The organism is Pseudoalteromonas sp. PA2MD11 (assembly GCF_017808125.1).
GTDB classification, from domain to species: domain Bacteria; phylum Pseudomonadota; class Gammaproteobacteria; order Enterobacterales; family Alteromonadaceae; genus Pseudoalteromonas; species Pseudoalteromonas simplex.
On record NZ_JADKNF010000013.1, the window covers coordinates 25949 to 48179 of the forward strand.

19 protein-coding genes and 1 pseudogene are annotated in these 22231 nt (G+C 41.6%); 11 read left to right on the forward strand and 9 right to left on the reverse strand.

The window, feature by feature from the left end:
• Positions 1-14: 14 nt before the first annotated feature.
• The gene (locus ISP07_RS14290; RefSeq protein WP_209327992.1) at positions 15-1838 is read right to left on the reverse strand and encodes a DUF885 domain-containing protein; all 1824 of its coding nucleotides are present in this window, start codon (positions 1836-1838) and stop codon (positions 15-17) included.
• 147 nt (positions 1839-1985) lie between these two features.
• Between ISP07_RS14290 and ISP07_RS14295 the strand changes: the two genes are divergently transcribed.
• The 4 genes from ISP07_RS14295 (at position 1986) to ISP07_RS14310 (ending at position 7330) form a co-directional block, all read left to right on the forward strand.
• Positions 1986-3254: a metal-dependent hydrolase family protein gene (locus ISP07_RS14295; RefSeq protein WP_209327993.1), complete on the forward strand. Its 1269-nt coding sequence runs from the start codon at positions 1986-1988 to the stop codon at positions 3252-3254.
• 197 nt (positions 3255-3451) lie between these two features.
• Positions 3452-5860: a TonB-dependent receptor gene (locus tag ISP07_RS14300; protein ID WP_420706852.1), complete on the forward strand. Its 2409-nt coding sequence runs from the start codon at positions 3452-3454 to the stop codon at positions 5858-5860.
• Positions 5861-6053: 193 nt separating this feature from the next.
• The gene (locus tag ISP07_RS14305; RefSeq protein WP_209327994.1) at positions 6054-6746 is read left to right on the forward strand and encodes an AHH domain-containing protein; all 693 of its coding nucleotides are present in this window, start codon (positions 6054-6056) and stop codon (positions 6744-6746) included.
• Positions 6743-7330, forward strand: coding sequence for a hypothetical protein (locus ISP07_RS14310; protein ID WP_209327995.1), 588 nt, complete (start codon positions 6743-6745; stop codon positions 7328-7330). Before ISP07_RS14305 ends, ISP07_RS14310 begins: the two co-directional genes overlap by 4 nt.
• Positions 7331-7613: 283 nt before the next feature.
• Here the strand turns inward: ISP07_RS14310 and ISP07_RS14315 are convergent, their stop codons facing one another.
• The 3 genes from ISP07_RS14315 to adhP form a co-directional block, all read right to left on the reverse strand.
• The gene (locus tag ISP07_RS14315; RefSeq protein ID WP_209327996.1) at positions 7614-8180 is read right to left on the reverse strand and encodes a hypothetical protein; all 567 of its coding nucleotides are present in this window, start codon (positions 8178-8180) and stop codon (positions 7614-7616) included.
• A gap of 124 nt (positions 8181-8304) precedes the next feature.
• The gene (locus ISP07_RS14320; RefSeq protein ID WP_209327997.1) at positions 8305-9147 is read right to left on the reverse strand and encodes a hypothetical protein; all 843 of its coding nucleotides are present in this window, start codon (positions 9145-9147) and stop codon (positions 8305-8307) included.
• 386 nt (positions 9148-9533) lie between these two features.
• Positions 9534-10544: an alcohol dehydrogenase AdhP gene (gene adhP, locus ISP07_RS14325; protein ID WP_209327998.1), complete on the reverse strand. Its 1011-nt coding sequence runs from the start codon at positions 10542-10544 to the stop codon at positions 9534-9536.
• A gap of 250 nt (positions 10545-10794) precedes the next feature.
• On the opposite strand from adhP, the gene ISP07_RS14330 reads away from it, so the two are divergent.
• A complete protein-coding gene (locus tag ISP07_RS14330; protein WP_055021667.1) occupies positions 10795-11352 on the forward strand; it encodes a GbsR/MarR family transcriptional regulator in 558 nt (185 codons plus the stop codon).
• Between the two features lie 397 nt (positions 11353-11749).
• Here the strand turns inward: ISP07_RS14330 and ISP07_RS14335 are convergent, their stop codons facing one another.
• On the reverse strand, positions 11750-12775 hold the full coding sequence (locus ISP07_RS14335; RefSeq protein ID WP_209327999.1) for a lytic murein transglycosylase: 1026 nt from the start codon (positions 12773-12775) through the stop codon (positions 11750-11752).
• A complete protein-coding gene (locus ISP07_RS14340; RefSeq protein WP_054552050.1) occupies positions 12768-13049 on the reverse strand; it encodes a YcgL domain-containing protein in 282 nt (93 codons plus the stop codon). The genes ISP07_RS14335 and ISP07_RS14340 overlap by 8 nt, the downstream gene beginning before the upstream one ends.
• A gap of 156 nt (positions 13050-13205) precedes the next feature.
• Between ISP07_RS14340 and minC the strand changes: the two genes are divergently transcribed.
• The 3 genes from minC to minE are packed head-to-tail and all read left to right on the forward strand — an operon-like array spanning position 13206 to position 14990.
• Entirely contained in the window at positions 13206-13910 is a 705-nt protein-coding gene (gene minC, locus ISP07_RS14345; RefSeq protein WP_209328000.1) for a septum site-determining protein MinC, read from the forward strand.
• Between the two features lie 5 nt (positions 13911-13915).
• Positions 13916-14725, forward strand: coding sequence for a septum site-determining protein MinD (minD, locus tag ISP07_RS14350; protein WP_054552048.1), 810 nt, complete (start codon positions 13916-13918; stop codon positions 14723-14725).
• A 1-nt stretch (position 14726) separates the two neighbouring features.
• The gene (gene minE, locus ISP07_RS14355; protein WP_054552047.1) at positions 14727-14990 is read left to right on the forward strand and encodes a cell division topological specificity factor MinE; all 264 of its coding nucleotides are present in this window, start codon (positions 14727-14729) and stop codon (positions 14988-14990) included.
• 37 nt (positions 14991-15027) lie between these two features.
• Here the strand turns inward: minE and ISP07_RS14360 are convergent.
• Together ISP07_RS14360 and ISP07_RS14365 are read right to left on the reverse strand one after the other, a co-directional pair.
• Positions 15028-15270, reverse strand: a pseudogene (locus tag ISP07_RS14360) (GNAT family N-acetyltransferase); the annotation flags it as partial.
• A 143-nt stretch (positions 15271-15413) separates the two neighbouring features.
• Positions 15414-18203: a TonB-dependent receptor gene (locus ISP07_RS14365; protein WP_209328001.1), complete on the reverse strand. Its 2790-nt coding sequence runs from the start codon at positions 18201-18203 to the stop codon at positions 15414-15416.
• Between the two features lie 389 nt (positions 18204-18592).
• On the opposite strand from ISP07_RS14365, the gene ISP07_RS14370 reads away from it, so the two are divergent.
• Positions 18593-19321, forward strand: a complete 729-nt coding sequence (locus ISP07_RS14370; RefSeq protein WP_209328002.1) for a copper homeostasis protein CutC — start codon at positions 18593-18595, stop codon at positions 19319-19321.
• Positions 19322-19323: 2 nt separating this feature from the next.
• Positions 19324-20184, forward strand: a complete 861-nt coding sequence (locus ISP07_RS14375) for a BadF/BadG/BcrA/BcrD ATPase family protein (RefSeq protein ID WP_209328003.1) — start codon at positions 19324-19326, stop codon at positions 20182-20184.
• Here the strand turns inward: ISP07_RS14375 and ISP07_RS14380 are convergent.
• A complete protein-coding gene (locus tag ISP07_RS14380) occupies positions 20181-20891 on the reverse strand; it encodes a helix-turn-helix domain-containing protein (protein WP_420706851.1) in 711 nt (236 codons plus the stop codon). The two genes, ISP07_RS14375 and ISP07_RS14380, sit on opposite strands and share 4 nt — an antisense overlap.
• Positions 20892-21069: 178 nt before the next feature.
• Here ISP07_RS14380 and ISP07_RS14385 point away from each other — a divergent pair, with 178 nt between their 5' ends.
• Positions 21070-22230 (forward strand): Gfo/Idh/MocA family protein, encoded by a 1161-nt coding sequence (locus tag ISP07_RS14385; RefSeq protein ID WP_209328005.1) that lies wholly within the window; start codon positions 21070-21072, stop codon positions 22228-22230.
• Position 22231: the final 1 nt, after the last annotated feature.

A 22231-nucleotide genomic window follows, 5' to 3' on the forward strand; every position in this document is an offset into this window, starting at 1 on the left:
GCGCGTTTGAGCTATTACTTTTGCTCGTTAACCCAACGCTTAATTTTCTCTTCAAGAATTGGCATCGGTAATGCGCCATCAATTAGCACTTGCGTATGGAAAGCTTTAATATCGAACTTATCGCCTAGCTCTTTGCTCGCGTAATCACGTAGTTCTTGAATTTTGAACTGGCCTAACTTGTACGACAGCGCTTGGCCCGGCCATGCAATGTAACGCTCAACTTCGGCGATAATGTCACTTTCGGCCATTGATGAGTTCGCCAACATATAATCAATACCTTGTTGACGTGTCCAACCCTTTGCATGGAAACCAGTATCAAGCACTAAGCGCATTGCACGTAATTGCTCATCTGATAAACGGCCGTACCACATGTAAGGGTCGGTGAATAAGCCAAGCTCTTTACCTAAGCTTTCTGCATACAATGCCCAACCTTCTGCAAATACCGTGTAGCCACCAAATTTACGAAACAGTGGTAATCCTTCAATTTCTTGTTGCAAGGCAATTTGAAAGTGGTGACCCGGCGCTGCTTCATGAATAGACAAGGTTTCAAGTAAAAACTTAGGCTGTGCTTTTAGGTTAAAGGTATTGATATAGAAAATACCCGGACGCGAACCATCTGGCGTTGGCGACTGGTAAGATGCACCCGCAGCTGATTCTGCGCGAAAATCTTCAACTGCTTTTACAACGTATGGCGCTTTTGGCGCAATATCGAACATTTGCGGCAGCTTAGCATCAATCTTTTCTTTTACTGCTTCGTACGCGGCAATTAGCTCTTCTGGCGTATCGTAGTAAAACTCATCTGAGGTTCTTAGGTGTTCAAAAAACGCTTTTAAATCGCCTTCGAAACCGACAGTCTCTTTGACTTTTTTCATCTCAGATAAAATACGCGACACTTCGCTTAAGCCAATGTCATGAATTTCATCGGCGTTTAGGCTCAGCGTTGTATGCTGTTTAATTTGATACTCATACCATGCTTTACCATTTGGTAGGTCGCTGTAACCAATGCTTTCACGGGCATTTGGAATGTATTCATTCGCTAAAAAGTCAGCCATTTTTTGATACGCAGGCACTAAACGTTCGCTGATCATCGCCGTGTACGCGCTTGTTAGCTGTGCTTTTTGCTCGTCGCTGAAAGATTCAGGTAACTGAGCAATTGGCCCCCAGAATAATGACTCTTCTGGTTTTTCTACAATATGAGTTTGAAATTGCGGTAATAGTTTTTCAGCAAGCGGTTTAGGAAGAACCACTTTGTCTTTCATGCCTTGACGCATTGATTGCTCAACACTGTCTAACCACGCGATAAAACCATCTGCTCGCTTTTCAAATGCTTGATAATCTTCAACCGTGTTAAAAGGCTGTGCACTTTGCCCAGAACCTAACGCAGCAAAGGTATTGTGCGCCCCGCCCATTTGATTAATTGGCATTAAGTAACTTGGAAATTGAGCACCTTCAATCGCAAGGTCTAAATCGCGAGCTAGAATTTCGTAGCTCAATAATGACTGACCCTTTAATTGCGCTTTGTCGATATTTGCTAATTTATTTTGGTATTCTTTAACAAAATTAAGCCGCTCTTCGCGGTTAGCTTTACTAATGGGTGCAATAAATTGATCGTTAAATTCGCTACGGCCAATGTAAGTGCCGCTAACAGGGCTAAATTTTAAACCTGCTTCAAAGTAATCTGCTAGTAATAAATCAAGTTGCTCTGTGGCTGACGTTGCGCTTGGTGCTTGTTTGCTTACTGCCTGCGTTGTTTTTTCGTTGCTTGGCGTTGATTCATTACAACCAAGTAATGCAAACATCACTGCCGAACTAAGTAGTGCTAGTTTTACGTTTTTCATTCTTTCCCTGCCCTTATATTAAGTACGCGTAAATTATGAGGGTTTAGTTCCCTATTTAGCAAGTATCGCTGCAACTTATCGCAGTTTATTTACACTTTGTAAGCTGATTGCTAGAGTGGCGGCTCGACTTACCAATTTTGAATAAAAATGAAAAAGACAGCTCTTGCTATTAGCCTAGGCCTAGCTTGCCTAACCTCTTTAAATACCTACGCAACAACCTACTTATCGGCAAAAGCCATGGTAGATGTAAATTCAGGTAAACTGATTAAATCACCACTTATTAGTATAGATAATGGTCAAATTACAGCTGTGCAAAGCAATAAACAGCCAAACTTAAAAGACGGCGATAAGCACATTCAATTACCAGAACTGACTTTGCTGCCAGGTTTAATGGATATGCATGTGCATTTAACGAGCGATCCTACCGTGCCGCGCAGTGAGCGAATTGGTCAATCGATTCCGCGTAAAGCAATCAAAGCGGCGCACTTTGCCGAAAAAACACTGTATGCAGGTTTTACAACGCTGCGTAACTTAGGCGCAGAAGGCTACAGCGTGATTGCAGTACGCGATGGCATTAATGCAGGCGATATTGTTGGCCCGCGTATTTGGGCGGCTGGCCCGTCTTTAGGTGTTACTGGCGGTCACTGTGATAACAACCGTTTACCACCAGAAATGAAATACACCGCCGAAGGTGTTGCTGATGGACCATGGGCAGTGCGCGCTAAAGTACGTGAAAACATTAAGTACGGTGCCAATGCTATTAAGTTTTGCGCTACAGGCGGGGTATTTTCAAAAGGCACAAAAGTCGGTATTCAACAATATAGCCAAGATGAAATGAACGCCATTGTTGACGAAGCTCATTTACGAGGCCTAACCGTTGCAGCCCATGCGCACGGTACCACTGGTATTAAAGCGGCCATTGTTGCCGGTGTAGACAGTGTTGAGCACGTTAGCTTTGTTGATGACGAAGCCATTAAACTTGCGAAAAAATACGGCACTTGGTTCTCAATGGATATTTACAACACTGAGTACACCCTTGCCTTTGGCGAACAAAACGGGGTTGCAGAAGAAAACCTCAACAAAGAACGCCAAGTATCTAAAAAGCAACGCAATAGCTTTAGCCGTGCAGTAAAAGCAGGTGTAAACATGGTATTTGGTACCGATGCAGCGATTTACCCTCATGGCGATAACGCAAAGCAGTTTTCGCGTATGGTTGAATTTGGTATGACACCGCTGCAAGCATTGCAATCTGCCACCATCAATAGTGCCAAACTACTTAAAGCTGATAATCAACTTGGGCAAATCAAAAACGGTTTCTTAGCCGATATTATTGCCGTTAAAGGCAACCCGCTTGAAAACATTGCAGTACTTGAAGATGTACAATTTGTAATGAAAGACGGTAAAGTTTTTAAATAAGCCACAATGTTGGCTTTGCACTTGCAAAGCCAACCACACCTCATGTAACCATTTTGAAAACAAATTTACCAACAAAAAACACACCCGTTAAAAAAATGTATCTAGGTTAAAAAAATACTCACAATGGTTAAATAAAACTTGAAATGAAAATGTCTCGCATTATCATTGCCGAAAAATTTCGACAATTACCTATAATCATGACATATAAATATTCAATTTTAGCCCTAGCCTGCTTAAGCGCATTCAATGCAAACGCCAACGATTTAGACTCAGTTGAACGTATTACCGTTTACGACAAACAAAACCGTGTGGTACTTGAATCTGGCCTTGCCACAAAGTCAAATATGACCCTAATGGAAACACCTGCACCTGTTGTAGTTGTTGATCAAGAGCTTATCAACTCGCAAGGCGCAACTAACTTACAAGACTTAGTGCGTAACATCAGTGGTGTAACCCAAGCCGGTAACAACTATGGTATTGGCGATAACTTAGTGATCCGCGGTTTAGGCGCTAACTATACTTACGATGGCATGTATGGCGGTGCAGGCCTAGGTAACACCTTTAACCCTACACGCTCAATGACCAATGTTGAATCTGTAGAAGTACTTAAAGGCCCTGCAACAGGTTTATATGGTATGGGTAGCGCAGGTGGTGTTATCAACCTAATCGAGAAGAAACCACAATTTACTGAAAAACACACGGTAAATGCAGAGCTTGGTCAATGGGATAGCTACTCATTAGGCTTTGATAGCACAGCAGCATTAACCGACAACCTTGCTTATCGCGTTAACGCAAAAACCGCTCGCAGCGATGGCTACCGCGACTTAAAAGACGACCGTGATGAAATTTATGGCGCGTTAAAATACGTATTAAGCGACAAACAAGACATCATGATTTCTGCCGCTTATATTAAAGATGCCATTGCCGTTGACTCAATTGGCCACCCTATTCGTATTTTTAACAGCGACTCAGTGAATGGCAAAACCGCAGGTGAAGTAACCGCTGCCGATTTAATTAACGACGCAACGGCACAAGGCCTGCAACTAACCGATCAGCAACGCCAACAATTAGCAGACTCACTGGCAGCAAATGATGGCTTAACTCCTTACACCTTTGGTCATAATGGTATTATCTCGCCGATGGCAAATGATAACGAAGGCGAAGAGCTGCGCTTTAAGTTAACTCATAACTACTTTATTACTGATAATTTATTTTTAAATCAGCAATTACAATATCGTAATTACGAATCGAGCTTTGCCCGCCAAACGGGTGCTTATAACTATGTTTATTGGAACCGTAATGGCGTGATCAATGCCGACCCGCGCGCTCCTTTAGTGGTTGATGACGTACTTTACCCATTTGCAGCGCGTCGCCAAGAGTACCGCCAAGTAGAAGCTGACGAAAAATCATGGCAATACTTTGCAGACTTGCGTTATGACTTTAGCTTTGCCGGAATCGATAACGAACTACTTGTAAACGCCAACTACGAAGACCGCGATATTCGTTTTAAACAATACTCAATTTACGATGCCGACAAGGTTATTAAAAACAAAGATGGAGAGGTTATTTACCAAGGTCAATTACCTTACATTTTTGATATTCGTAACCCGAACTGGGGCGAAGGCAGCTTTTACGACTACGACCCGCTAAAAACCAGCGATTACAACAAAAAGGTTCAAGCTTGGGGTGTGGGTATTCAACATGTTGCCTATATTCACGATACTTTTACTACCCGTGTAGGTGTTGCGTTTAACCGTATTAAACAAAGTTACGAACACTTTGGTGTTGATGCGTGCTACCGCGCTAGTGCCGCCGAGCCAACGCCAGAAGCAGATACATCAGACAGCGGTATGACCTACAACCTAGGTGCAACCTACAAACTTAGCGATGATATCTCGTTCTTTGTAAACCACTCTAAAGGCCGTACTGCCTACAGCGTGCTTGGTAGTGTATCGGGTAACGAAGCAGACCGCGATGACGCCGAGTCAGTCAGTAACGACATTGGTATGCGTGTAAAAGCGTTTGACGATCAACTACTGGCCTCACTTGTGGTATTTGATAGTGCTCGTACCAACCTTGAGTATGCCAACCCAGATTACGAAGCCGGTGTATCTGATGCCTCAGTACCAAAGAGCTTTTTCGATGGTGAAGAGCAAACCAAAGGCGTTGAGCTTGATTTAAATGCCGATTTAAACGAGCAGTGGAAACTTAACGTAAACGCGGTGTATCAAGACGCTCGCGATAAGAAAAACCCTAACTCATCATCTTTCGATACTCGCCAAAAAGGTGTGCCTTATGTAACAGCAAGCAGCTGGTTAAGCTATGACGCTAAATGGTTTGATTTAGCCGAGCCACTGACAATTAGCGCAGGCGTACAATATGTTGATGACCGCAGCACAAACTCAACCTCGTTTGGCATTCCTGATGGCTACGTACCGAGCTACACGGTTTACGACGCCGCAATTCAATATCAAACAGATGATTGGAAACTTCAGTTAAATCTAAATAACTTGTTTAACAAAACCTATTACTCAAAAGCAATGTTCTTAGGCGGTATGCCAGGTGAAGAGCGTAATGCTAAATTAACCTTTAGCTACACACTTTAATTGTGAAATAAGAGCAAAAGCGCGGCTTAGTTAAGCCGCGCTTTTTTGTTTTAGTACAACGCCCTATTTAAAAATGAATGCATTTCTTCTACTAACTGGTTTCGCGAATTAGATATGCCATGTTTAAAATTGCACCGCAAAATTCTATTTGCTATTTTACACGCTCATAAATGGATAATTTAAGGATTTAAGGATGAACCCACTACAGCAATACCCTATGCCTGATCGACCAAGTAACCCAACCCCTTTAGAAATGGCTATTTATAATTATGAATTACTAGCCAAAAAACACTATGACGATAAACGCCGTAAATCTGCTGCGTCTAAAGAAAAGCTTCAAAGAGATTACGAACACTTACAAAAAGAACGCAAACGTTTAGAGTATTTGCTTATCGCACAACAAAGTTTAGAGTCTTACCGAGCTAAAAGTGAAAGTTCTTCTGTTAAGGAGTTAGCAGAAGAAGATCATCACCCAACTGAAAAACTTGCAAAGTTTTTGCGAGCAGCAGGTGAGCCAAAACCAACTTCAAATCATGAAGCTCATCATATTGTATGTGGTAAAGGCCGCTATTTACAGCGCCTTACCTATGCCGCTCGTTTAAGAATGCACTCATTTGGTATTGGTATTAATGATCCGACGAATGGGGTATGGCTCAGAAACTTTGAAAAAAACAAATCAGATGATTGGGCTACACCTGATACTGTTTCGCACAGAAGGTTACACCGTCATAATTACGAAGTGTGGGTGTCTACTAGTTTAAGAACCAAAGTAAATAAACTTGATTTTATAAACGCATTACGGGGCGTAAAAATAAAAATTAAAAATCATATGATGCCAGCCAACGTTATGTTACCCAAAAATGTTAAGTGGGATGGCAAATCATGAAGCTGTATTCATTAAAGCCTGTAACTAATTCTTACGACATGGTTGAGTGGGATATACTTTCATTCGCAGATAAAATACAACCCATGTTGCCATCTGATCAAGATGCTTGCATGTTCCTTCTAGATATACATATGAATAATGACTCTTTATTGGAGTATTGGCCTGAAGGGTATGAGTTATCTTTTTTACCTGAGTACTTAGAAGATAACCATGATATCAGCATCATGGATGGGTTTATTGCTCTTCGAATGAATGCCTATGAAGTTTTAAAAGACTTGTTAACTCCTTTAGGGGAGTTCATTGAAACAAAGGCTGATGGTGAACCAATTGTAATTTTTAACTTGCGTACATTTGGACAAGAAGATGAAGCTAAATGCGAGCGTGAATATTTAGATGGTTACCCGCTAGATTATATTAAAATTGCTTTTATCAATGACGATGTAAAAAATAAGCCTGTCTTTAAAAGCAAGTTTACCGGTGGTTCTCGTTTATATTGTACAGATGAGTTTAAATCTGCTGTAGAAGCTAACAATTTGACTGGTGTATTTATTGACGAAGATCTAAATAATATTTTTTCTAGTTAATAATGTTGGTAGGCGGTATGTCAGGTGAAGAGCGTAATGCTAAATTAACCTTTAGCTACACTCTTTAATTGTGAAATAAGTGCAAAAGCGCGGCTTAGTTAAGTTAAGCCGCGCTTTTTGTGTTTGGTTTAGTTAGAGCAAGCTTGAGTAGTGACTTATTATTGGACAAAAATGAGTTAGAGTATTTATTCGGTATCGCCGTTGTAACCGGCAAATAATAGTTGGCTAAAATTTGTGGGGCACGAACAAAGCCAACTGTTATTTGTCCGCGTTTACAACTTTGTTATGGCTCACTGCACAATATAAATGACTGAACCTCGCCGAAATACAAGGCTTCTATATCAAAGAATTTTATGAATGGATCTTCACAACCAAAAATTCGATATAAATAAACCATTTTACAAATTAGGCTTGCGGCTAACTTTATAATCCTATCATTATGTGACCTGTTAGCATTTTGCTCATAAGAATAACGGTTTCGCGTGAAGAGGTCTTTATTTGCAGATAATGTTTTAAGGTCTAATGAATTGAAAAGGTAATGCTGAATATTTCCTGGTAAAGCTTCATACAAAACCATTAAATCATGTGCATTTGTACCTTTTGGCAAAGCCTTTTTCTTTTCAAACTCATAAGTTTCATTTATTTGACCTTTATTGCTTTTTACCGTCGAATGAAAACTTTTAAGAATAATCTCAATACTTAGAGCACACAAAACTGCTTGAATGCTCATTCTTTGATGAGTAGAAGAAGTACAAATCTTGTAGTAATCATAAGCATTTTCTAGCATGTACGGTCTGAAATCTATTTGTTCAATTCCGTCTGTATTAGGCGAAAACTTTAAATCATTCACTACACTTCCCTTTTGCTAACTTTCCAATAACGGGCGCAGGCGCGTGGGGCATAATGGCGAAGCCGCCCCGCGTGTATGCGTTTCAGCGAACGAAGTGAGTAAGTTCATTGGCTTGTTATGTACCTTACTCAGTACCAAAATCACTATGCATTGAACGATGGATTCTTTCCATTAAGTAGCGGAACATTCGATGATCAGACTTTTCATCACAATGTATAGAAAGCTCTTCAGTCTCCATCATTAAACGGTGTAACTCTTTTTCCAGGCTAGAACCTGACATACGATTTCTTGAATTAATTAATTTATCTAGCTTGTTTGAAATTCTTTCATATTCTATTAGATAAACACTTCCTTTGTTAGAACCTCGTCGGTTCTCCATTAAGGAAATTTCCATCATCTTTCGCATATCATTTAATTGAGATTGAAGAATATCAATGGCGAGAGCTTCTTTGTTATCCCCCTCTAAAGTTGGTATCGAAGCAGGGTTACTCAAAGCCATTAATCTGACGATTGAGTTAATGTTTCCCTGTTGTCCTTCGGCTGCCTTTGTAGCGACGATCGTTTCTGTTAGCTCTTTTTGCGTCTTCAACACATCGTGATATTTCATTCCCTTATCGTATTCAAGGTAGCGCAACGGGCCAATGTCGAAGATTTTAGGAGTGCCTTTTTCTTGAATAAGTACAACAGGCTTATCAAAAGCTTGTCTTATGCCCAGTTCGAATAACACATTCGGATTTCTTGAGCTCAAATCACAAATTGCGATTGGAGCATCAATTAGCTTTTTCAGAATATCCAAGTGAATAAAATTAGTCTCTTTTACTTCGTCAGCTCTAGTCGCGACAAAACCGGACTCTAGAACTGCAGGCTTCACTATATCTTCATAAACTCTTAAAAAATGCCCTTTCTCATAACCATCTGTGTCCGCAATCGGCATGATGATAAAGCAATCCTTGTTTTCCTTTCCCATTGGAAACATCCTTTTCTGTTAAATGTTTATTGGCACATAACAATTTTATATTGCGCTCATCGCGCATCTTTGCGCCGATGTTACGCTAATGTATTTAATTAGTCTTTTTTAACAAATAACGTAATGCATTGCCAACTTTAATATTTATATTGACACTATAGGTATTCAGAAAAAGAAAGTTAGTGGAATATTAGATTATGGAGTAGAGCCAATATCACTAGCTGAATCACTGTATCTGATAGCTAAAAGGTGATCTATAGAGTAATTACGTTAACTTATTATGGGGCAATAACGAGTTACATTTCCCTACTTTTACAAATATAACAACTGCCAGCTTCGATTGAATCACTCAACCAAACCTGACAGTACTTCGCAATAGGCTCAGTTTAAAGCGTCATCACTATTCGACCTGTGATATCGCCTTTTAACATGTCGTCAAATATATCGTTGATATCTTCTAGGCGTTTTTCTTCAATTATGGCCTTAACTTTACCTTTTGCTGCAAAGTCGAGGCATTCTTGTAAGTCTTTACGCGTACCAACGATAGAGCCTACAACAGACACACCATTTAACACGGTATCGAAAATTGGTAATGGCATATCTTCGGGTGGTAAACCTACAAGCACGCATTTACCGCCACGGCGTACACTTTTATAAGCTTGCTCAAAACCTGGTTTTGATACGGCCGTACACACAACGCCATGTGCCCCGCCTACTTGTTCAAAAATGGTTTCTGAAGGCACTTGCTTCATAAAATCTATGGTGATGTCTGCGCCAAGCTCTTTGGCTAGTGCCAATTTGCTTTCGCCGGTATCAACGGCAATTACATTAAAACCCATTGCTTTTGCGTATTGCACTGCTAAGTGGCCAAGGCCGCCAACACCAACAATTGCAACCCAATCACCCGCTTTGGCATCAGTCACTTTAAGCGCTTTATAGGTAGTAACCCCAGCACAGAATAAAGGTGCGGCTTCTGCAAACCCTAATCCTTCGGGAATTTTAACCACGTAATCACCATGGGCTACACAGTATTCCGCATAACCACCATCGACTGAATATCCTGTGTTGTGCTGATCAAGGCATAAGGTTTCTTTGCCTTCTAAACAAAACTCACAATGACCACAGGCGCTGTATAACCAAGGAACACCAACACGATCTCCCACTGATAAGTGTTTAATGTTTGCGCCTACTTTTTCGATAGTACCTACCCCTTCATGGCCCGGTACTAATGGCATTTTAGGTTTGACTGGCCAATCTCCATGACAAGCATGTAAATCTGTATGGCACACGCCACACGCGGCAATTTTAACTAGCACATCATTAATTCCCACCTCTGGGCATGGGATATCTTCGATTGTTAATTTACCTTTGTACTCTTTATTTACTGCAGCTTTCATAACGTTCCTCCATGGTATTATTAGATTTCAGCCTATACGATAAACTTATTAACTGTCACTATTATTGATCCACATCAAATAGCTAATCACTGCGGCATTTGATTAAACTACATTTTAAATTCAATAACTTAAATTTAAATAATGGCGTATCTACACTTTAGTAGTAGCAGATTGCATAGTGGCTATTTCTTTTAGTTATACCCCGAGCGTGCTAGCATTTAATTTCTGAAATTTTTGAATACTAAAAATTATGAGCCTATCTGAAAAAAACTTAGCTTTTGTTATGCACTGCGGTGAAATGGGTAGCCGTTGGGGCTTTAACCGCACCATTGGTCAAATGTGTGGATTATTAACCATTACTAAAGAGCCAATGACCGCCAATGAAATTGCCGATACCTTAAGTATCTCGCGCGGAAACGTCAGTATGGGCATTAAAGAGCTACAGTCTTGGCGCTTAATTAAAGTGCATCATATTCCCGGTGACCGTAAAGAATACTACGGCCCTGCTGGCAGCATTTGGGATATGGCCAACCGCGTATTCGAAGAGCGTAAAAAACGCGAGATAGACCCAACCCTTAGCCTGCTTCGCGATAACATTTTAGAAGAAGCCCACACTGATGATGAGCGCTTTGCTCAGCAGCAAATGCAAGAAATTCACGACCTGCTCGAAACTGTAACTAAATGGTCTGCAGAGCTACAACGCTTAAGCCCTGAACAACTTCAAAGCCTAATGAAACTAGGTTCTGGTATTGGTAAGGTACTTGATTTTAAAGATAAGATTTTGAAAAAGCCGGGGAAAGGGGAATAAGTTAGCGAGTTACAAGGGGAAAGTTTGTAGGTCGCGCTTTAGCGCGTCATATGAGAAAGCATTCAAGATTGTATCGCCATAAATGACGACCTACACCAAAATAATCTCTGTGTAGGGGGCGTTTAACGCCAAACATGTCGCAGCGATTTTATATCGCGTCCTAGAGCCTAAACCCTAGAGCCTAATGTTTATATCGTAGGCGTGAAACTTGTTTCGCGCGTTGTTTTGTAGGTCGTGCTTTAGCGCGATTGAGGGGAAAGCTGCAAGTTACGAGAGTAAAGTTTGTATGAGGCGTTTTAACGCCGAATAAGTTACAAGTTACAAGAGTAAATTTAGCAAGTTGCTTGGGTAAAACTTATTGCTTTACCCTTGGTACTTGCTAACTTTTATTAATCAATTACTTTATCGCTGGGTAACCGATGCGATCTGATAAGTAACCAACGCTGGTTGCAAAGTAATACGAGCGATTCCAGTGCATAAGTGCTTTGTAGTTATCGTAGGCTAGATACATACGGCCGTTTACGTCATCTGGCATTACCATTGCGGCGGTAACATCAACGTTTGGTAGGTCACTACCATCCATTTTACGTACACCGATTGCTTGCCAATCAGCAAGGCTGCGCTCTGACTCTTTCCAATACTCTAACCATTGGCTGCGCGTTTTAGTGCCACGCTTAAGAATATTTGCGTTATCAAAGCCTGCTGGTAGTTTAACTTGGCGACCCCAGGTTAAATCATCGTTCCACCCTGCTTGTTTGAGGTAATTTGCAATTGAAGCGAATGCGTCTTCTTCTGTGGTCCAAATGTCTTTGCGGCCATCACCGTTGTAATCAACAGCGTAAGCGTTAAATGAGGTTGGCATAAACTGCGTTTGCCCCATTGCACCAGCCCATGAGCCTTTGAACTTATCTAGGGTAATGTGACCCTCTTTTAAGATATCAAGCGCTGCCCAAAGTTGGTTTTTGTACATAGTTTCGCGTCGACCATCAAAAGCAAGTGTAACTAATGATGCAATGACACTGTGACCACCTTGGATTTTACCGAAGTTACTTTCAAGGCCCCAAAGTGCCACAATAAAACGTGCTTGAACGCCGTATTCTTTGGCTACTTTTTCAAGAACCTCTTGGTTTTCTTTGTATAGCTTACGCGCGCGGTCAACTTTCCATTGCGGCACACGTTTTGGTAAATAAGTTTCGAGGGTTTCTTTTACTTCAGGCTGATTTTTATCAGCTGAGATCACTTTCTTTTTGAATTTAGCTGTTGCAAGTGCTTGATCAACTAAGGCTTCATCATAGCCTTTTTCAAGTGCTTCTTTTTTTAATGCTGCAACGTAAACGTCAAAATCAGCTTGTGTCTTTTGTTCTGCCAATACTGAAGTACTTAGTGAAGCACTGAGTAAAATGACGGCAAGTTTTTTAATCACTCTCAACTCCCTTGTCTTTTTTAAATTGGGTTAACAGATTTTCTTCCGGCGGAGGTAATTGCAAGTAGAACCCTTGGTCAATTAACGCTTGCTTAACCGCGTCTAAGTCTGCCACACCTAACTTTTCACGGCTTGCTAGATTAATCATCATCACGTACTTAGGTTGACCAAACGTTTCTAGTAATGGTTCAGGTACGCGTGAGAAATCATCTCTTTTTTCTACAAAAAGGTATGTATCCGCTTTTTTAATACTTTTATACACCGCAGTTAGCATTATGGCCCTATAATATCTTGCTTAACGAAGGCGCACACTATAACATGAGTGATATAATAAGTTAGAAAAAATAGATTAGATTTTTACTGTATATGCCTTGTTCAGCCTGTGTTTATACTTAAATAATGCTAATCCAGACAATTCAATTGAGCGTGTATGTCGGAACAAATTTTTGAATTAAAAGGGAACCTTTTTACGTTATCTGTTTTACATTTATTTTCAGCAGATACAGCCCTTTTAAGTAAGCAGTTAGATGAGAAAATCGCCCAAGCACCTAAGTTCTTTGCCGGTGCGCCTATCGTAATCAACTTAAGCGACGTACAAGATGAAGCGCTTGATTTCTCTTTCTTAAAGTCAATGTTAAGCGGCCTTTCGTTAAACCCTGTTGGGGTTTGTAATGGCTCTCAAGAGCAAAACGAAAGCGCAAAAGCTGCGGGCCTGTCGGTGTTAAATTATTCACAAGACGTTAAGGGTGCAACCGCTAAACAACAAACAAATACATCTATCGTTGAAAAAACCGTTCACCTGCCTGCGCAAGTTATTAATGGCACTGTACGTTCGGGCCAGCAAGTGTATGCAAAAGACCGCGACCTAATCGTAATTGGTGCTGTAAGTCATGGCGCCGAAGTGATTAGCGACGGTAACGTGCACATTTATGGCACCCTTCGCGGCCGTGCAATTGCAGGAGCTAAAGGTTACAACGAAGCAAATATATTTTGCCAAAAATTAGAAGCAGAACTTGTTTCGATTAATGGTAGTTATTGGATCAGCGACTCTCTACAAGGTGAACACTGGGGCAGCGCAGTACAAATCCAACAAAAAAATGATTCATTAGAAATTTCAGCTTTGGTTAAAGGATAAATCTCATGGCAAAAGTGATTGTCGTTACTTCTGGTAAAGGTGGTGTTGGTAAAACCACATCGAGTGCTGCGATTGGCACAGGTTTAGCGCTTAAAGGCTTTAAAACCGTTATTATCGACTTTGATATTGGTCTACGTAATCTTGACCTTATCATGGGTTGTGAACGCCGTGTTGTTTATGATTTCGTAAACGTAATCAATGGCGAAGCTAACCTAAATCAAGCACTTATTAAAGATAAGCGCGTTGATAAGCTACATATTTTACCTGCCTCACAAACCCGTGATAAAGACGCCCTAACCCGTGACGGTGTTGAGCGCGTACTAAACGAGCTGAAAAAAGATTTTGATTACATTGTGTGTGATTCTCCAGCGGGTATCGAAGCTGGTGCAATGATGGCAATGTACTTCGCTGATGAAGCGATTGTAACAACGAACCCAGAAGTATCATCAGTACGTGACTCTGACCGTATTCTTGGCATTTTACACAGCAAATCAAAACGTGCTGAAGAAGGCCTTGAAAGCGTAAAAGAACATCTACTACTAACTCGCTATAATCCTGAGCGTGTTGAAAAAGGCGAAATGCTTTCGGTAGAAGACGTACAAGAAATCTTAGCGATTAAACTACTGGGCGTTATTCCTGAATCACAAGCTGTACTTAGTGCATCGAACTCTGGTCAACCGGTTATCCTTGATGGCGAATCGGATGCAGGCCAAGCATACACAGATGCAATCAATCGTTTATTAGGCGAAACTGTTGATTTTCGTTTCTTAGACGTAGAGAAAAAAGGCTTATTTAAACGGATTTTTGGAGGTTAATGTGTCTTTACTTGACTACTTCCGCTCAGAAAAGAAAAGCAGTGCGTCATTAGCAAAAGAGCGATTGCAGATCATTGTCGCGCACGAACGTTCACAGCGTGGTACACCAGATTACTTACCACAGCTAAAACAAGACATCCTTGATGTTATTCGTAAATATGTGAATGTAAACACTGATGCAGTTCAGGTGCAGTTTGACCAAAACGAAGATGACTTAGCCGTACTTGAGCTAAACGTCACCTTACCTGACGAAGAAAAGAAATAGTCAAAATTGGGCGCTTAGTTTTTAACAGCGCCCTTTTTTATTTCTGCCACTGCATATGAAACTCATAGTCGTCTTCGCCTAGCGTTTTAAACCCTGCCCGTTGATATAGCCCATACGCTGGATTCGCTTTTAGCACCGTTAAATTTATCTCTGCTGTTTGTGCTTTAAGTGCATCTAATACCTTTGTGCCTAAGCCTTTGCCCTGCTCTTTAGGTGCAATTTGTAGCTGTAATAAACTGATTGCTTGGTCACTCACGATGAACTTGGCAGCGCCTACACATTGCCCATCATTATCTTAAGACGAGTAAATAGGCTTTGTCTTGCTCTGTAGCTGCTACAAATTCAATCATTATTGTCTTAAAAAAGAAAAAGGTACTTTAATAAAAGTACCTTTTTAGGTTGCAACAAACAACATCTCTTGGGTTAGAAATTATAATTTGCGCCTAGGTAAAAACGGCGCCCCGAATATTGGTTGTAGGTAAAGCGATTGCTTTGTTTCCAATATCCTTCTTCTATTTCTTCCGTTAGGTTCACCACTGACGCAGTAAACGAAAGATCCTCTGTTAGGTTATACGAGGCATTCACATCTAGCTGACCATAGTCTTTGGTATACAAGTTGTAGCCTTGGTGAATACCATTGGCACGGTCATCTTTCCAGTTATATGACGCACGAACACTAAAGTCGTCATTCTCAAAGTACACCGACACATTATATTGGTGCTTAGCGGTACCTGGTATTTCGGCCTCTGTTTTTTGTCCGTCTGTCGAGACTTCGCTAGTGCTGGTATCTGTGTAGGTATAGTTAGTTAAAATACCAAAACCATTATCAAACGAGTGCTGGAAGAACAGCTCTAAACCTTCTGATTTTGCATCACCCCCACCCACTTTGGTGTTCATTTCGACCTCAATTGGGCCGTTACAACAATCGTGTTCACGCTCAACTATTTCCACTGATGAAATCGGTAAGTTAGAAATATCTTTAGAGAATAATGTCGCACCTAGTGCAGAACCATCGCCGTAATACCATTCAATACCTAAATCGAATTGATCAGATAACATAGGTTCAAGGCCTGTGTTTACCGAGGTACCATAACCACGGCCTGTCCATGAGTCAGGAGAGTTAATATTAACAGGAGGACCGTAAGACTCCGCTTGGCTTAAGTCTGAATAGCTCACTCTTGCCATAGTGCGTGCTGCTGCAAAGCGCACCACAAGATCTTCGGTTGCATCCCATGCAAGGTTAAAGCTTGGTAGTACTTCACTGCCATAGCTACTACGCTCGTTTGGATCGGTGTCGTCATCGTCTTGACCAATGACGTCATCGTAAGTCAAGGTGCTAAGCTCTGTATTCACATAACGCACACCGACATTACCGCGGAAATCTTGCCATTCAAAATCAGCTTGTGTGTAAACAGACCAAATTTTTTCTTCTAAAGCATAAGTACCCGAAAGCGTTGGCACCACTGTCTGGCTAAAGTTTTCTTTTAAGTAATCATCCAGCGCTCTAAAATCAAACGCTAAAAAGTTAAATGCGCCAGTATCACCTGCACTGTTATCAACCACATGGTCGCTTACCAATGTTGGCGCATCTGGGTGAAAATCTGGATTATGGAACCACTCAGTGCCTGGCAAGTAACCGCGGTAGCCACCGTTGTCAGCAATGCCGTCATCCCAACGAAAGTCGTTACGAATGCCTTTAATTTCGTGGTCGCGGTATTTAGCACCTACATACACACGGGTAAAAAAATTGCCATCAAGGTCAAATTTTACATCTGTTTGAATGTAGTCTTCTGAGTCTTCATTTTCAGATGAGTAAGAGTCAAACCAATCATAATATTGATATGCTTCTTTATCGGTGGCTAAATCAGTCGACACTTCGTAGCTTGGCTTACCGTTTTCAATTGACCATGACCAACTGTTTACTGAGCCTAAACGCGCATCAATATTGGCGTAGGTTTCTTTAGAGGTTCCGCCTTCAGCTTCAGTATGACCAAGCTTCACTGTAACGCTATAAGTATCGCCAAAATAAGTACCTTCAAAATCATAGGTATTTGATTTTGACTCGCCAAAACGCTCACGCCCTGTTAACTGCGGCGACAATAAGCCACGACGAACAGCCACACCATCATTTACATCGGCATCACCCCAGTTATTATCATTAAGTAAACCATTATCGCCATTACCGTAAGCAACCACGGTATCGCCATCAAGCACAATACCGTAATACGGGTTGTGGTTATCGTTCCACTCGGCAAAGGTAATGCTTTGTCCTGTTTGGTCGTAGCCTAACTTGGCACCAAAATAGTTAAAGTTTAAATCAAGTCTGTCACTCGGTGCCCACTGAACAGCCACTTGATAACCATCGCGTGTACGGTCTTGGTTTGAGTTTGTAACGTACATAGCCCGTGGCGCCCACACATTGTTGTACACTTCGCCAGTGGCTTGGTCTACCAGCGCTGGACGCTCTGCCCCTTCAACGGTATCTGAGTGAAAACGCCAGTGTGATGCGTTGTTAGTGATGGTTGTTACAGTGCGATCTTGACGAGTAAATCCGGCAAGCACACCAAAGTTTTCGTCGTCATTTTTCCATGAATACAGCACATTAACTTGCGGCTTAGTGTCTTCAGACACATCATCGTAAGTTACCTCAGCGCTTAACGCCCCTGAGTTTGCTTCCATTTCAAGTGGTTTACGGGTGTGTAAAATAACCGTACCACCAATACCGCCTTCATCAATGCGAGCTTCAGCACTTTTGTACACTTCTACACTTTTGATCATGCTTGAAGGCAATAACGTGTAATTAAAACTACGGGTAGGAGTACCTGAACCTGATGAAGCAATATAGTTACCGTTTAATTGGGTGAGAGTCCAATCCGGTGACGTACCACGAATACTCACGCGGCTACCTTCGCCACCGTCGCGGTCAATCAAAACGCCCGATACACGTTGCAATGAGTCAGCGACGTTTTTATCAGGAAACTTACCAATATCCTCTGCGGTGATTGCATCAACTGTCGCCGTTGAAAGTCGTTTAATTGCTAAGTTTTCTGCGGTTGAAGAACGAATACCTCGTACTTCAATCACTTCTACATCATCATTTGCTTGCTCTGCTGCATAGCTTGTATTAATTGCCGCCAGTAGCGAAATTAAAATTGCATTACGCTTAAAATGCCTTCCTTGCCCTTTTGTTTTTATTACAGTTTGCTTGCCCATGCCTATCTCCAGTTGTGTGTTCTGTTTTTGTTTATGAGGCGTTAATTCTCAAAAAACGATTTATTGTTGTCGGTTTTTAAACTGATTTTCGGTAGTTAACAGCTTGTTAAACTCAAACTCAGAATAGGGTGAGCAGTCAAAAAGTGATAATAAAAATTCGGTGAGAGATATGACAAAATCGGCGTTTGGCATATTTTATGTTCATTTTTATATTTTCTGCTTTATAGTAAAGCTCATCATTATTGAGCTAATTTGTTCATCAACAAAAACTTGGTAAAAATAGTAACCAATTGATAGTAAATACTAAATTAACTTTTATTACAATTTTAAGTTTTCGCTAAACTAATTAGCAAAAAAGTAGCTGTAACAGATACGGTAAAAATACAAACATGAACAATGGTAAATTTCTTGAAGTATGCCTAAACGAAGGGTGCTTAAAGCTGCTTGCTAACAACATTTCGCTGGCTAGTAACTTAGGCGCGAAACGCTTTGAGCTATGCAGTAATTTACACCTAGGTGGCTTAACACCAAGTGATAATGCGATTGACTGTGCTGTTACAAACCTGACTAATAGTGCAGAGTTAGTGGTGATGATACGCCCCGAAGCAGGCAACTTTTTCGTTAGTGCTGAATGTCGCAACCTAATGCAAAAACAAATAACAATGGCAGCGAACGCGGGGGCGCATGGCGTGGTATTTGGTGCAGTTAAAAACGGCGAACTTGATTTAAAAGTGACCCGCTCTTTAGTTGCCACAGCCAAACAGCATGGCCTAATGGTGACCTTTCACCGTGCATTCGATACCCTTAAAAACCCGTTAAGCGCACTTGAGAAACTGATTAGCTTAGAGGTTGACCGCATCTTAACAGCAGGCACGCCGTGGCAAAGCGGTCAAAGTGCTGTAGATGGTCTAAATCAGCTCAACACATACTTAGCGCACAGCGCTAATCAGATAGAAATTGTTATGGGTGGTGGCGTTACTTTAGAAAACGCGCCAACACTTTGGCAATTAATAAAAAACCATTCAGCAAAGGCAGCTGTGCATGTACACTCATGTGTGCACAACGAAAACGGTGCAATTAATGCTGAAGCTATCAATAAGCTTCTTTCAAAGGATTAAGCATGGCAATGTATTTTTTAGGTATTGATGGCGGTGGCAGTAAGTGTAAAGTTCGTTTAGAAAACGAAAACGGCTCATTGCTTAGCGAAGCCATAAGTGGCTCAGCAAACGTGGCCACCAGCTGCCAACAAAGCCAAGAGTCAATACTCCACGCCACTGAACTTGCATTTCATGAAGCTGGGCTTGCCTTAAGCGAGCTGAAAAACACCTATGTGCATGCCGGACTTGCCGGTGCTAATATCGACTCTGCCTATCATGCTATGACCAAATGGCAGCACCCTTTTGCCAAGTTTACCCTGTCAACAGATATGCTGATTGCCTGTAAAGGCGCACATCAACACCATGATGGCGCAGTGATTATTCTGGGCACGGGCTTTTGTGCGGGTTACCAGCAGCAAAACCAATTTAGCGAATTAGGTGGTTACGGATTATTACTGAGCGATGGTGCAAGTGGGGGTTGGTTAGGCTTACAACTTTGCCGTAAAGCATTTGCAGTACTTGATGGTGTTGCGCAAAGTTCTGCCGCAATAGATTCCCTACTCACCCAGCTTAACTGCAACTCAAGCCAAGCGTTAAGTCAGCGTTTAATATCAGCGCGCCCTGCAGAGCTTGCCAAATTTGCACCGCTTGTTTTTAGCCATTCTGACGACGCTTTTTGTCAGCAATTAATTAATGAAGCTTGCGCATACATTACCCGTTATATCGCTTACTTTGAAAAACAAGGTATTGAAAAAGTCAGCTTGATGGGCGGCATTGCCAGTGCTATCACACCTTACTTACCTGATGCCAGTAAAGCGCATTTAACTCCCGCCCTTGCCAGTGCAGAGCAAGGGGCTATTTTAATGGCAAGAGCTGCAATTTAATCACCTAATTGCGAGCGCATTTGTGAGGGAATTTCGCCAAACAAACGCCGAAATTGTTTACTGAAGTAACTCGGCTCCGAAAACCCACACTGGTAGGCTACTTGTGAAATTGGCAGTTGCGTTTCAATTAGTAGCTTGCGGGCATTTTCAAGGCGTACTTCGTTTATAAATTGATTGGGTGTTTTTGCTAAGTGCTTTTTAAAACGACGCTCTAAGGCGCTCACCGACAAGTGTGCAAGCTCTGCTAATTCATCAATGCTGATCTGACGATGATAATGCTCGCGAATAAATTTTACCGGCTCTTCAATTGCCCTTACATGAGAAAGCGCTTTTGAGGTTTTTTGTAGATGTCGGGTCACTCCATAAGTGCCAATCACATTGCCATCGTGATCTTTTAAAGCATGCTTTGATGTAGAAAACCAACCAAGCTCACCTTGTTGGGTTTGGTTAAGCTCTAAACGGTCAGTCACTATGTAGCCTTCCATCACTCGTTTATCGTCGTTGACGTACTGAAACGCAAGGTGCTTTGGCGAAAAATCAAAGTCAGTTTTTAGCAATATTTGCTCCAGTGTTTTATAACCCTGATGCTCAATAAAATGCTGATTACAATGCAAGATTCTACTATCTGTGTCTTTTACCCAAAAGAGGATGTCTGGCAGTAAATCAAATGCAGCAATTAGCTGATTTACGCCAGCTTTTTTTATCATTTCTTGAATATCCATCGCTTAATTTTGTCTCAATAAAGAACAGCCTTATATATTTTAAACGCCGATTTTGTTGCATTGTCAACCGAATTTTTATTAGCGCTTATTGGTTAAGCTTTCCTATTATCAATAACATGACATTAACAGTAGCAGACGCTATTTAAATTTAGGAGCGCTTAAGATGAGCAAAGCTAAGATCCGCATGGCAATGGTAGGCGGTGGCGATGGTGCCTTCATTGGCGCTATTCATCGAATTGCAGCGCGATTAGACGGAATGATTGAGCTTGTTGCAGGTGCATTCAGTTCAGACGCAAACAAATGTAAAGCAACTGGCGAACTACTTGGGCTTGATAGCAGCCGTTGCTACGACAGTTACCAGAAGCTATTTACCGAAGAAGCAAAATTACCTGCTGATGAGCGTATTGATTTTGTGGCTATTGTCACCCCTAACCATTTGCATTTTCCGGTCGCGAAAATGGCGCTTGAGCATGGCTTTCATGTGCTCTCAGATAAACCTGCAACGCTGACTCTCGCAGAAGCAGAGCAATTACAAAGCATTATTGCAAAGCAGCAGGTTTTATATGGCTTAACCCACACTTACACCGGTTACCCTATGGTCAAAGAAGCCAAGCATCGCGTAAAAGCTGGCGAGCTCGGCAGCATACGTAAAGTCATTGTTGAGTACACTCAAGGCTGGTTAGCGCACAGCGAAGACGAGGGCTCAAAGCAAGCGAGCTGGCGTCTAGACACCAGTAAGGCTGGCATTAGTTGTTGTATGGGTGACATTGGCGTGCATGCAGCTAACTTAGCCGAGTATGTCTCTGATCTCGAAATCACCGAGCTTTGCGCCGATTTAAACCATGTAGTTGAAGGCCGAGCCCTTGATGATGATGGCACTGTGCTACTTAGATTCAATAATGGTTGTAAAGGCGTTTTACTGGCGAGCCAAATTGCTATTGGCGATGAAAACAACTTACGCCTGCGTATTTATGGCGATAAAGCCAGTCTTGAGTGGTCGCAACTTGAGCCTAATAGCTTATGGCTAAGAGGCCACAATCAAGCTGCAACATTACTTCGAGCAGGCGTGGGTGAATTACACCCTGACACGCAAAATGCCCTGCGTGCCCCTGCCGGTCACCCAGAAGGCTACCTTGAAGCCTTTGCCAATATTTACCGCAATTTTGCAGCGCAGATCCATGCATTTAAGCAAGGCGATAACGCAACAAATTCAGCATTTGATGTTCCTGCCATCAATGAGGCTGTGCGGGGTATGGCGTTTATTGAGCATGTTGTTGCTTCATCGAAGCAAGATACTAAATGGCACAAATTACAGATTGGATAAA

What these genes read in the sequence shown, in the direction of transcription:
- ISP07_RS14290 (WP_209327992.1), bottom strand. Translation starts at nt 1,838, where the DNA reads ATGAAAAACGTAAAACTAGCACTACTTAGTTCGGCAGTGATGTTTGCA.
- ISP07_RS14295 (WP_209327993.1), top strand. Translation starts at nt 1,986, where the DNA reads ATGAAAAAGACAGCTCTTGCTATTAGCCTAGGCCTAGCTTGCCTAACC.
- ISP07_RS14385 (WP_209328005.1), top strand. Translation starts at nt 21,070, where the DNA reads ATGAGCAAAGCTAAGATCCGCATGGCAATGGTAGGCGGTGGCGATGGT.
- ISP07_RS14370 (WP_209328002.1), top strand. Translation starts at nt 18,593, where the DNA reads ATGAACAATGGTAAATTTCTTGAAGTATGCCTAAACGAAGGGTGCTTA.
- ISP07_RS14365 (WP_209328001.1), bottom strand. Translation starts at nt 18,203, where the DNA reads ATGGGCAAGCAAACTGTAATAAAAACAAAAGGGCAAGGAAGGCATTTT.
- ISP07_RS14380 (WP_420706851.1), bottom strand. Translation starts at nt 20,891, where the DNA reads ATGATAAAAAAAGCTGGCGTAAATCAGCTAATTGCTGCATTTGATTTA.
- ISP07_RS14320 (WP_209327997.1), bottom strand. Translation starts at nt 9,147, where the DNA reads ATGGGAAAGGAAAACAAGGATTGCTTTATCATCATGCCGATTGCGGAC.
- minD (WP_054552048.1), top strand. Translation starts at nt 13,916, where the DNA reads ATGGCAAAAGTGATTGTCGTTACTTCTGGTAAAGGTGGTGTTGGTAAA.
- ISP07_RS14305 (WP_209327994.1), top strand. Translation starts at nt 6,054, where the DNA reads ATGAACCCACTACAGCAATACCCTATGCCTGATCGACCAAGTAACCCA.
- ISP07_RS14300 (WP_420706852.1), top strand. Translation starts at nt 3,452, where the DNA reads ATGACATATAAATATTCAATTTTAGCCCTAGCCTGCTTAAGCGCATTC.
- adhP (WP_209327998.1), bottom strand. Translation starts at nt 10,544, where the DNA reads ATGAAAGCTGCAGTAAATAAAGAGTACAAAGGTAAATTAACAATCGAA.
- minC (WP_209328000.1), top strand. Translation starts at nt 13,206, where the DNA reads ATGTCGGAACAAATTTTTGAATTAAAAGGGAACCTTTTTACGTTATCT.
- ISP07_RS14375 (WP_209328003.1), top strand. Translation starts at nt 19,324, where the DNA reads ATGGCAATGTATTTTTTAGGTATTGATGGCGGTGGCAGTAAGTGTAAA.
- ISP07_RS14330 (WP_055021667.1), top strand. Translation starts at nt 10,795, where the DNA reads ATGAGCCTATCTGAAAAAAACTTAGCTTTTGTTATGCACTGCGGTGAA.
- ISP07_RS14310 (WP_209327995.1), top strand. Translation starts at nt 6,743, where the DNA reads ATGAAGCTGTATTCATTAAAGCCTGTAACTAATTCTTACGACATGGTT.
- ISP07_RS14340 (WP_054552050.1), bottom strand. Translation starts at nt 13,049, where the DNA reads ATGCTAACTGCGGTGTATAAAAGTATTAAAAAAGCGGATACATACCTT.